This window comes from Centipeda sp. (in: firmicutes), assembly GCF_057271695.1.
This window is the reverse complement of record NZ_DBHIVL010000086.1, coordinates 1-9,393: the sequence shown is the minus strand read 5'-3', so window position 1 is coordinate 9,393 and position 9,393 is coordinate 1. Positions and strand designations below refer to the sequence as shown.

8 protein-coding genes are annotated in these 9,393 nt (G+C 56.1%); 7 read left to right on the top strand and 1 reads right to left on the bottom strand.

The window, feature by feature from the left end:
- Nucleotides 1-161 precede the first annotated feature (161 nt).
- From gpmI to ACO6BQ_RS10915, 5 genes are all read left to right on the top strand, one after another.
- Nucleotides 162-1,718, top strand: a complete 1,557-nt coding sequence (gpmI, locus tag ACO6BQ_RS10935) for a 2,3-bisphosphoglycerate-independent phosphoglycerate mutase (protein WP_489120907.1) — start codon at nt 162-164, stop codon at nt 1,716-1,718.
- A 118-nt stretch (nt 1,719-1,836) separates the two neighbouring features.
- Nucleotides 1,837-2,196, top strand: coding sequence for a YkvA family protein (locus tag ACO6BQ_RS10930; protein ID WP_489120906.1), 360 nt, complete (start codon nt 1,837-1,839; stop codon nt 2,194-2,196).
- Nucleotides 2,193-4,337 (top strand): DNA topoisomerase III, encoded by a 2,145-nt coding sequence (locus ACO6BQ_RS10925; protein WP_489120905.1) that lies wholly within the window; start codon nt 2,193-2,195, stop codon nt 4,335-4,337. Before ACO6BQ_RS10930 ends, ACO6BQ_RS10925 begins: the two co-directional genes overlap by 4 nt.
- 121 nt (nt 4,338-4,458) lie before the next feature.
- Nucleotides 4,459-5,559, top strand: coding sequence for a DEAD/DEAH box helicase (locus ACO6BQ_RS10920; RefSeq protein WP_489120904.1), 1,101 nt, complete (start codon nt 4,459-4,461; stop codon nt 5,557-5,559).
- Between the two features lie 42 nt (nt 5,560-5,601).
- Nucleotides 5,602-6,945, top strand: a complete 1,344-nt coding sequence (locus ACO6BQ_RS10915; protein WP_489120903.1) for a hemolysin family protein — start codon at nt 5,602-5,604, stop codon at nt 6,943-6,945.
- 9 nt (nt 6,946-6,954) lie between these two features.
- Here ACO6BQ_RS10915 and ACO6BQ_RS10910 read toward each other — a convergent pair whose 3' ends face one another.
- On the bottom strand, nt 6,955-7,113 hold the full coding sequence (locus tag ACO6BQ_RS10910) for a secretion protein HlyD (RefSeq protein ID WP_489120908.1): 159 nt from the start codon (nt 7,111-7,113) through the stop codon (nt 6,955-6,957).
- A gap of 118 nt (nt 7,114-7,231) precedes the next feature.
- Here ACO6BQ_RS10910 and ACO6BQ_RS10905 point away from each other — a divergent pair, with 118 nt between their 5' ends.
- Complete coding sequence (locus tag ACO6BQ_RS10905; protein WP_489120902.1) at nt 7,232-8,335, top strand: DUF262 domain-containing protein; 1,104 nt, start codon at nt 7,232-7,234, stop codon at nt 8,333-8,335.
- On the top strand, nt 8,322-8,918 hold the full coding sequence (locus tag ACO6BQ_RS10900) for a hypothetical protein (protein ID WP_489120901.1): 597 nt from the start codon (nt 8,322-8,324) through the stop codon (nt 8,916-8,918). Before ACO6BQ_RS10905 ends, ACO6BQ_RS10900 begins: the two co-directional genes overlap by 14 nt.
- The last annotated feature ends 475 nt before the right edge of the window (nt 8,919-9,393 follow it).

The window sequence follows — 9,393 nt, the reverse complement described above, 5'->3', positions numbered from 1 at the left end:
GGGCAAAAAAGATGCGTCAAGATGGCGTGGCTGAATTTATCAGTGCTTCCCTAATTTCTAAAAATCGCATACGCACTTGGGTTGGCGCGGATTCTTTGCAGAGACGGAGAATCTGCGCCTCCTGAGTATTGGGCAAAAGCTCTTAGAAAGAATCAAATATTATGGCAAAACTTAAGAATGCGCCCGTCGCTCTCATCATCATGGACGGCTTTGGCGACGGCGACCCGAACGATCTCAAGTACAACGCAATCGCTATGGCGAAGACACCGGTGATTGAAGGTCTGCTCGCGACGTACAAGCACAACGAGATCAACGCATCCGGCGAGTACGTCGGACTGCCGGACGGGCAGATGGGCAACTCCGAGGTTGGACACACGAACATCGGCGCAGGACGCATTGTCTATCAGCAGCTCACACGTATCACGCGCGACATCAAGAATGGTGACTTTTTCAAGAACGAGGCGCTGCTCACGATTGTACGCGGGGTGAAGGAGCGCGGCGGCGCACTGCACGTTATGGGACTGGTCTCGCCGGGCGGCGTGCACAGCCATGACGACCATCTCTTCGGTGTGCTCGAGCTTGCAAAGCGCGAGGGCATCGCAGAGGTCTGGATTCACGCGTTCCTCGACGGACGCGACGTGCCGCCCAAGAGTGCGCAGGAGTACCTTGAGGCAGTGGAGAAAAAGGCGGCAGAGATCGGTGTCGGGCGCATCGCGACGGTCAGTGGCCGCTACTACGCCATGGATCGTGATCATCGTTGGGAGCGTGAGCAGCTTGCCTATGAGGCGATTGCTCATGCAAAGGCATCACATACAGCAAAGACAGCCGTTGAGGGACTGCTTGCCTCCTATGCGGATACGAGTGAAAAGCCCGAGGGCGTCACGGATGAGTTCGTCGTCCCGTTCGTCGTCGCGGGCTATCCCGGCATGAAAAATGGCGACGGTGCGATCTTCTACAACTTCCGCCCCGATCGTGCGCGTCAGCTCACGCACGCATTTGTGGATGAGACATTCGACGGCTTCGCACGTGACGAGTCGCTGAAGATTCCCTTTGCGACGTTCTCGCAGTACGAGGCGGGCATGAATGCACTCGTGGCGTTCCCGCCCGAGGAGCTTGACAATACGTTCGGTCAGTATGTGCAGGATCTTGGCATGACGCAGCTGCGCATCGCCGAGACGGAGAAGTACGCACACGTTACCTTCTTCTTCAACGGCGGTGTCGAAGAGCCGTTCAAGGGCGAGGATCGCATCCTCGTCAATTCGCCGAAGGTTGCGACCTACGACCTGCAGCCCGAGATGAGCGCGGTTGAGGTCACGGACAAGGTGGTCGAGGCGATCCAGTCGCGCAAGTACGACTTCATCATTCTCAACTATGCGAACTGCGATATGGTCGGTCATACGGGTGTTGTGCCGGCGGTTGTGAAGGCGGTCGAGACGGTCGATACCTGCGTCGGACGCTTTGTCGATGCCATCCGCGAGGTGGGCGGTGAGGTCTGCATCACGGCGGATCACGGCAACGCAGATAAGATGTGGGACTATGAGACGAACCAGCCGTTCACGAAGCACACGACGAATCCCGTGCCGTTCATCGTCGTATCTGACCGCGTGAAGGAAGTCCACACGGGCGCACTCTGCGACATCGCGCCGACGCTCCTCACGCTCGCAGGCATCCCGATCCCGAAGGAAATGACGGGCAAGCCGCTCGTTACGCTTGCATAACTTTTTTCTACATCGGAGGGCAGCTGCCATTGTGCGGCTGTCCTTTTCATTTGCATTTGAAAGAGTGCGGGCGGAATGGTATACTGTGCATAATGATGTAACGTGATCGGAGGTTTTTATGCTGCGATTCTTGGTGCTGCTGCGCGCGCTGCGGCGCGATATCGCCGTGCTGCTCTTTGCGATGCTGCGGCGGGATACACCGCGTGCGGTGAAGTTTCTGTTTCCCTTGACGCTGCTCTATCTCGTCAGCCCGATTGACATTGTACCCGATACGATTCCGCTGCTTGGGGCGGTGGATGATATGGTGATCCTGCCGGCGGCGACGGAACTGCTCGTGCGTATGCTGCCCCCCGATGCGCGTGCGGAGGGCGAGCGAAGCGTGGCGCGCTACGGGACGCTCGTACTCGTCGTGGCATCCATCGTGCTGATCCTCTGGCTCATCCTCCTCGTCTGGGCACTCTCGAAGGTGTTTGCATGAGGCTCTACATTGCGGAAAAGCCGAGTGTCGGGCGTGCGCTCGCCGCGTGTCTGCCGCAGCCGCATCGCAAGGGGCAGGGCTGGATCGAGACGGGCGGCGGTGTGGTGACGTGGCTCTTTGGTCATGTACTCAGACAGGCGGAGCCGGAGGAATACGATCCGAAGCTGAAGCGATGGCGTGCGGAGGATCTGCCGATCCTGCCCACCGAGTGGCGGCTCGTCGTGAATGAGAGTGCGGCGCAGCAGTTTGCTGTCGTAAAGGGACTGATCGAGCGTGCGGATGAGATCGTGCACGGCGGCGACCCCGACCGCGAGGGACAGCTGCTCGTGGACGAGGTACTGGACTTTCTCGGCAACGAAAAGCCCGTGCGCCGCATCCTCATCAACGCGCTCGATGACAAGAGCATCCATGATGCGCTCGGCGACCTGCGCGATAATGCCGATTTCCTCCCGCTGAAACGCTCGGCACTGGCACGTGCGCGTGCGGACTGGCTCATCGGCATGAATCTCTCGCGTGCCTATACGCTCGCGGCGCGGCGGGCGGGGCATGACCGGCTCGTGCTCCCGATCGGGCGTGTCAAGACACCGACGCTTGCGCTTGTTGTGCGGCGGGAGCGCGAGATTGAAAATTTTAAGCCTGCGACATATTATATGCTCGATGCGGTATTTCGTCACGAGAAGTCGGGCGAACATTTCCGTGCGCGGTGGAAGCCGTCGGAGGAGCGCACGCCGCTCGATCCCGAGGGGCGGCTTGTAGACGAAAAGGCGGCGCAGGCGGCACTTGCATCGTTTGGCGCGGAGCCGCAGGACGCGAAGGTGACGCGCTATGAGCGCAAGAAGAAGGAGGAGCCGCCGCCGCTTCCGTTCTCGCTGTCGGCACTGCAGGTGCTCGCGGGCAAGCGGTACGGCTACGAGCCGCAGCAGGTGCTCGATACGGCACAGAAGCTGTACGAGGAGAAGCTGACGAGCTATCCGCGCTCGGACGCAGAGTATCTGCCCGTGAATCAGCACAAGGATGCGGCAAAGATCCTCGGCAACCTCGCCGCACTGGAGGCTACGGAGCTCGGCGCATGGGCGCGGGCGGCGGATGCAAAGCAGAAGTCACGCGCGTGGAACGACGCGAAGATCTCCGCGCACCACGCGATCATCCCGACCACCGTGCCTGTGAACCTCGCACGGCTCAGTGCAGTGGAGCGGAACATCTACGAGCTGATTGCACGCGCCTACATTGCACAGTTTCATCCGAACTACGTCTATGACCAGACGAAGGTGGAGGTCACGTATCACGGCGAGCTGTTTGCTGCAAGCGGACGCACGGAGCGTGCGGCGGGGTGGCGTGCGATGTACCGTACGGCGAAAAATGAGGAGGATGCGGAGAAGGACGAGGAGGAGAGTGCCGTTCTGCCCCCAATGAAGAAGGGCAACGCGGCGGACTATGTGTCCGCAGAGCTCGGCACGCGCCAGACGAAGCCGCCCACGCGCTTTACCCCCGCGACTCTCCTGCAGGGGATGAAGGAGATCCACAAATACGTCAAGGACGAAGCGGCGAAGAAGATGCTGCGCGATGTCTCCGGCATCGGCACAGAGGCGACGCGTGCGAGCATCATCGAGGATCTGATACGGCGTAAATTTCTGAACGCAGCGGGCAAGAAGAAGGTGCTTACACCGACGGATGCGGCATATCTCCTCATCGACGCGCTCCCCGATGCGATGACCTATCCCGATGCGACGGCTCTCTGGGAGGATCGTCTGCACTCGATGGCACAGGGTGAGGGGACACCCGAGGAATTCCTTGCGGGACAGGCGGCGTTTGCGCGTGACCTCTGCGATGCGGCAATGACGGCGACCATCACAGGGGGCGGGGGCGTTCCCTGTCCCGCGTGTCGGCGCGGCGTAATGCTGAAGCGAAAGGGGAAGCACGGCGACTTCTGGGGATGTTCGGCGTTCCCGCAGTGCCGCATGACAGCGAACGATGCGGGCGGCAAGCCCGACTTTACAGGGAAGCGGATTCCGCGCACCGCAGCGGGGGCATCCGGGGCGCGTCCCTCCGCGTCTCTTGCGCCCACATACGCGCCGCGCGGCAGTTATACACCGACGGCAGACGAACAGGCGGAGATGGATGCGCTGTTTTTTGGTGAGTAATGATGATGTCGATACAGGCGCCCCTACCGTCACGCTGTCGCGTGCCACCTCCCCCGCAGCGGCGGGGGAGGCGTTTGGACATGGCATATCAGTGAATCCTTTATTCCAGCAGGAGGAAACTATGGACTTTACATCGCTCGGCGTGCCCGAGCATCTCATCGCCGCTCTCGCAAAGCGCGGCATCACGGCGCCCACGGAGATCCAGGCGGCATTCATCCCTGCCGCGCGTGCAGGGGAGAATCTGATCGGCGAGGCACCGACGGGCACGGGCAAGACGCTCGCCTACCTCCTGCCTGTCATGGAGCGCATCGACCCATCGGTGCGTACGGCACAGGTACTTGTCCTCTCGCCGACGCACGAGCTTGCGATGCAGATTGCGACGGTCGCGCGTGAACTGGCGCAGGTGGCAGAGCTGCCCATCGGGGTGCAGGCACTGATCGGCGGGGCGAACATCAAGCGGCAGATCGAATCGCTCAAGAAGAAGCCCGCCCTCATCGTCGGCTCTGCGCCGCGCGTGCAGGAGCTCCACCGTCTCGGCAAGCTGAAACTCACAGGCGTGAAGCTGCTCGTTCTGGACGAGTTCGATCGTCTGCTTGGCAAGCAGCATCTGGACGAGGTGCGCACCGTGATCCGCCTCCTGCCCGCCGAACGTCAGGCTCTCCTCCTCTCGGCGACGGCGGGAGCGGCTGCCGTGCGCATGGCAGAGGAGCTGTTTGCACCACGCCTCATCCGTGTGGAGAGCACGGACGCAAGTTATGAAAACTACTATCATATTGCAGCGTTTCGTGATAAAATAAAGGCGGTGCAAAAGTTGACGCGCCGTCTGCCGATTCGTCGGGGGCTTGTCTTTGTCGGGCGCAGCTTCGATGCAGCGCACGCGCTCGAAAAACTGCGCTTTGAGGGGGTTAAAGCCGTTGCGTTGCTCGGACAGGAGCGACGCGATCAGCGGCGTGCGGCACTCGATGCCATCCGTGCGGGACGTGCCGAGCTTCTCATCTCCACCGATCTTGCCGCACGTGGGCTTGACATCGAGGATGTGGACTATGTCATTCATCTCGATCTGCCCGAGGACGTGCGTACCTATCGCCATCGTGCGGGACGCACGGCACGCGCAGGAAAGGCGGGGGCGGTCATCTCACTCGTGGACGAGAAGGAACTGGCCAAGCTCAAGACACTCGCTGCACGCATGGAGATCGAACTCTCCCGCCTGCCGCGTGCGTAAACGCACGGCATTTTCATCCACTTCCAAAGGGGGATCTCATTCGTGGACATCGTGCCCACATTGCTGGACATACTGCTCGTTGCCTTTTTGATTTTCATGAACGGCTTCTTTGTCGCGGCGGAATTCTGCTGTGTAAAGATCCGCACCTCGCGTCTTGAAACGCTGATTGCGGAGGGGAACAGCCGCGCCCGATACGCCAAGCAGCTGACCGATCATCTCGACTACTCGCTCTCGGTGACGCAGTTCGGCATCACGCTCGCCTCGCTCGGTCTCGGTTGGGTGGGCGAGCCGGCGATTGCGACACTCATCCTGCCCGTGACGCAGATGTTTGGGTTGCCCGATGAGGTCGGACACACGATTTCGCTCGCCATTGCCTTTACCATCATCACCTCGCTGCACATCGTCCTCGGCGAGCTTACGCCAAAGTCCATGGCGATTGCAAATGTGGAGCAGGTTTTGCTTGCAATCGCTTTCCCAATGGTGGTTTTCAGCCGCATTATGCGCCCTTTCGTCTGGATCTTGAACACAGTCGCGAACGCCATCAGCCGTCGGCTGGGCTACGATGTCAAGGGTGAGAACGAGGACGCGCACACGGAGGAGGAGATCCGCCTCCTGATGAAGGAGAGCTATCGGCAGGGGCTCATCAACAGCACGGAGGCAGACTTTGTCGACAATGTCTTTTCGTTCACCGAGCTGAACGCACGCGAGATCATGATACCGCGCACGGATATGATCTGCCTTTACCTCGACGATACGCCCGCCGAGCGTATCAAGACCATTCTCGAGGAGCAGCAGACGCGCTATCCCGTCTGCTATGAGGACAAGGATCACATCATTGGCTTTATCCATGTGAAAGACCTGCTCCCGCCGTTGATTCGCGGCGAGCGGCTGAACCTGCGCCGCTACATCCGTAAGGCACTCCTCGTGCCTGAGAGCATGGACGGCAGTGTGCTCCTGCGCACGATGCAGGAGGAGGGGTCGCAGCTTGCGATTGTTGTGGACGAGTACGGCGGCACGGCAGGCATGGTGACGGTCGAGGACATCGTCGAGCAGATTGTCGGCGATATCCGCGACGAGTTTGACGAGGAGCGCGAGAGTGTGGAGTGGCGTGCGGGCGATCTCTGCTCCGTCGACGCAAAGCTCCTGCTCGAGGAGCTGGATGACCTGCTCGGTGTGCGCATCGAGGACGAGGATGTAGACAGTGTCGGCGGCTGGCTCTACGATCAGCTCGGCGATGCGCCGCGCGTAGGCCAAATGGCGGCACACGCGGGAACGCTGCTCTACGTCGAGGAGGTGGACGGCGTGCGTATCACGCGCGTGCTTGTTCATCTGCTGCACAGTGTATTGGAGGCGCAGGAGAACCCTGCGGTACATGAGGAGGAATAGAGATGGCGTTTAAGGAATCACTGATAAATTCAGCACTGCCATCTTGGCGCATCTTTTCCGCCCTGTCTGTGTTGACAAATCCTCCACATAGCCTTTGCTATGCGTCCGGTTTGTCTTCTTGACAGGAAAAAAATCTAACCCAACCCGAGGGGCTGTTTTATCAGTGATTCCTTAACTTCGCGTTTTGCGATGAGATCGTCGCTGCCTTTACGGTGGAGTCGGAGTCTTTGCGGCAGATGGGGGCGGTTTTCTTGCTTACGAAACATATTTACGAGGAGGTTTGGACATGAAAAAAGTAATATCCAAAATCGTTCAGATCAGTGATATTGTTCAATGGAGCAGCAAGGGGGAATTGGACCTTTCTCCCAAGTATCAAAGGAACAGTGTTTGGAACGAAAAAGCCAAGGCATATTTAATGGACACGATCATCAGGGGGCTTCCGATCCCGCCAATTTTCTTGCGGCAGAAGGTAGACATCAATACAAAAACGACAAGCAGAGAAATCATTGATGGACAGCAGCGAATTCGTGCCATTATTGAATATGTTGTTGATGAGAAATATGCTCTTAAGAAGCAGCACAATAAGTCATACGGCAATAAAAAATACTCAGACCTAGATCCTGAGACGCAAGAGGACATTTTGGAATATGAAATCCTCGCAGAGGTCGTGACAGAAAAAGACGAAGGGCTAATTTATGATATGTTTGCTCGTCTGAATTCAAATAACTATGTCCTCAACAAACAAGAACTCAGAAACTCAAAATACTGGGGAGACTTCAAGGTGCTGGTATACAATCTCGCTTCCAAGTATAGGGATTTCTTTCTTTCTTATGGCTTGTTATCTGACAATGACTGCACGCGCATGAGGGATGCCGAACTGATCACATCAATGGTTATTCTGTTGGTGGAGGGGGTCGTCTCAGAAACACCGCAGTTTGTTGATAAACTCTACGAGAAGTTCGATGAATCCTTTGCAGAGGATACTGTCGTCGAAAATAAATTCATTGAAGCGATGGATATCATCGTAGGTGTGTATTCATATTTCGAAGGGAATCTTGGGTGCCTCTCTAATAAAAATTATTTTTTTACATTCTATTCGGTGATTATACACCAGATGTTTGGAATCAAGGGCTTAGGGATACAGCGAAACTTTATTTTTGATAAAGGCGCCATTGCCGACCATGCAGATGCCTTATATGCTGCTTGTGCTAACTTCTTGAACGATTATACTTCCAAGGTTTCGGACATACCGGTCGGTCGGACGATACAACCTGAATGGGGGGAATTTAAGAAAAATCACAGTATGAGGACCACCAGTAAAAATGAGAGAACAAGTCGCATCTCATTTATGAATGGTTACTTTGTGGGGGATAGGAATGGTAAGCAGTGATGTTAGTAAGGCGATATCAGATTGGACTGCGTGGGCACAAAAAAATGATGTCCAACGGTATGACATAGCACTACTAAAAATTTGGATACAACTTGAACGGTTTATCAGTGAACTTTTCGTGTCATACGCAACCGGGAATTCATCGGAAAAAGGATATGCCCCCGAACGGAAAATCAGCTTTCAAGATGAGGCGCATTTTAATGTATTTATGCGGGAAGGCACCAAAAAATACATACCGTATCTGGATAAAATAAGACAGCTATCCGGACACGTGTTCCAGGTGAATCCGTTTGAGGTAATACTGATAGATGCAAATATAAAACCCCCATTTGAACAGATGCAGGCGATCAGAAACTATATAGCGCATGAGAGTGCTGAAGCGGAAAGAAAATTGATCGATACTTGCTTTCATGGGGATAAGAAAAAATTTGTTGAACCCAATGCTTTTCTGAAATCGAGAGAGCAAACGACTAAAAAAACGTATTATACATACTATATGGACACCATAGAGTATATTTTGAGCGCGTTGACTGAACCGTCATCATCGCCTTCTGCACCAGTCAGCAGAAACCGTATGCAATAACTCCGAGGAGCGCTGATCAAGCAGACCATAAAACTGACGCAGACGTTCTGTCTAACAGTGCCTTGCGTGTTTCTCTTGCGGGAAATGGTCTGCGGTTCTTGACGCGATCAATTTGATAAGCCATAGAGAGGTAAAAATGTTCCATGATAAATGTTACGGAAAAACGAGGACAGGATGCTCCTAAGCAAACCCTAGGGGAGCAAGCGCGAAAATACTGACCTGTCCAAGAAGCAAGTCCACAGGACGAAGCGGATTGGGGAACAGGTCGCATGGGAAAACGTCCCAAGAGCACGCGCGTCAGCAAAAGTGTCCTTGGATGATGTTGACTGATTGGGTGGTACGATCCCGTTGGACTTCTTTCGCTCCGGCGCAGTGCGTTTAAGGAATCGCTGATAAAATGAAGTCCGTCAGGTTGACGTACATTTTTTCGTCCGAACAAGGAGGCAAACCGGACGCATAGCCAAAGCTATGTGGA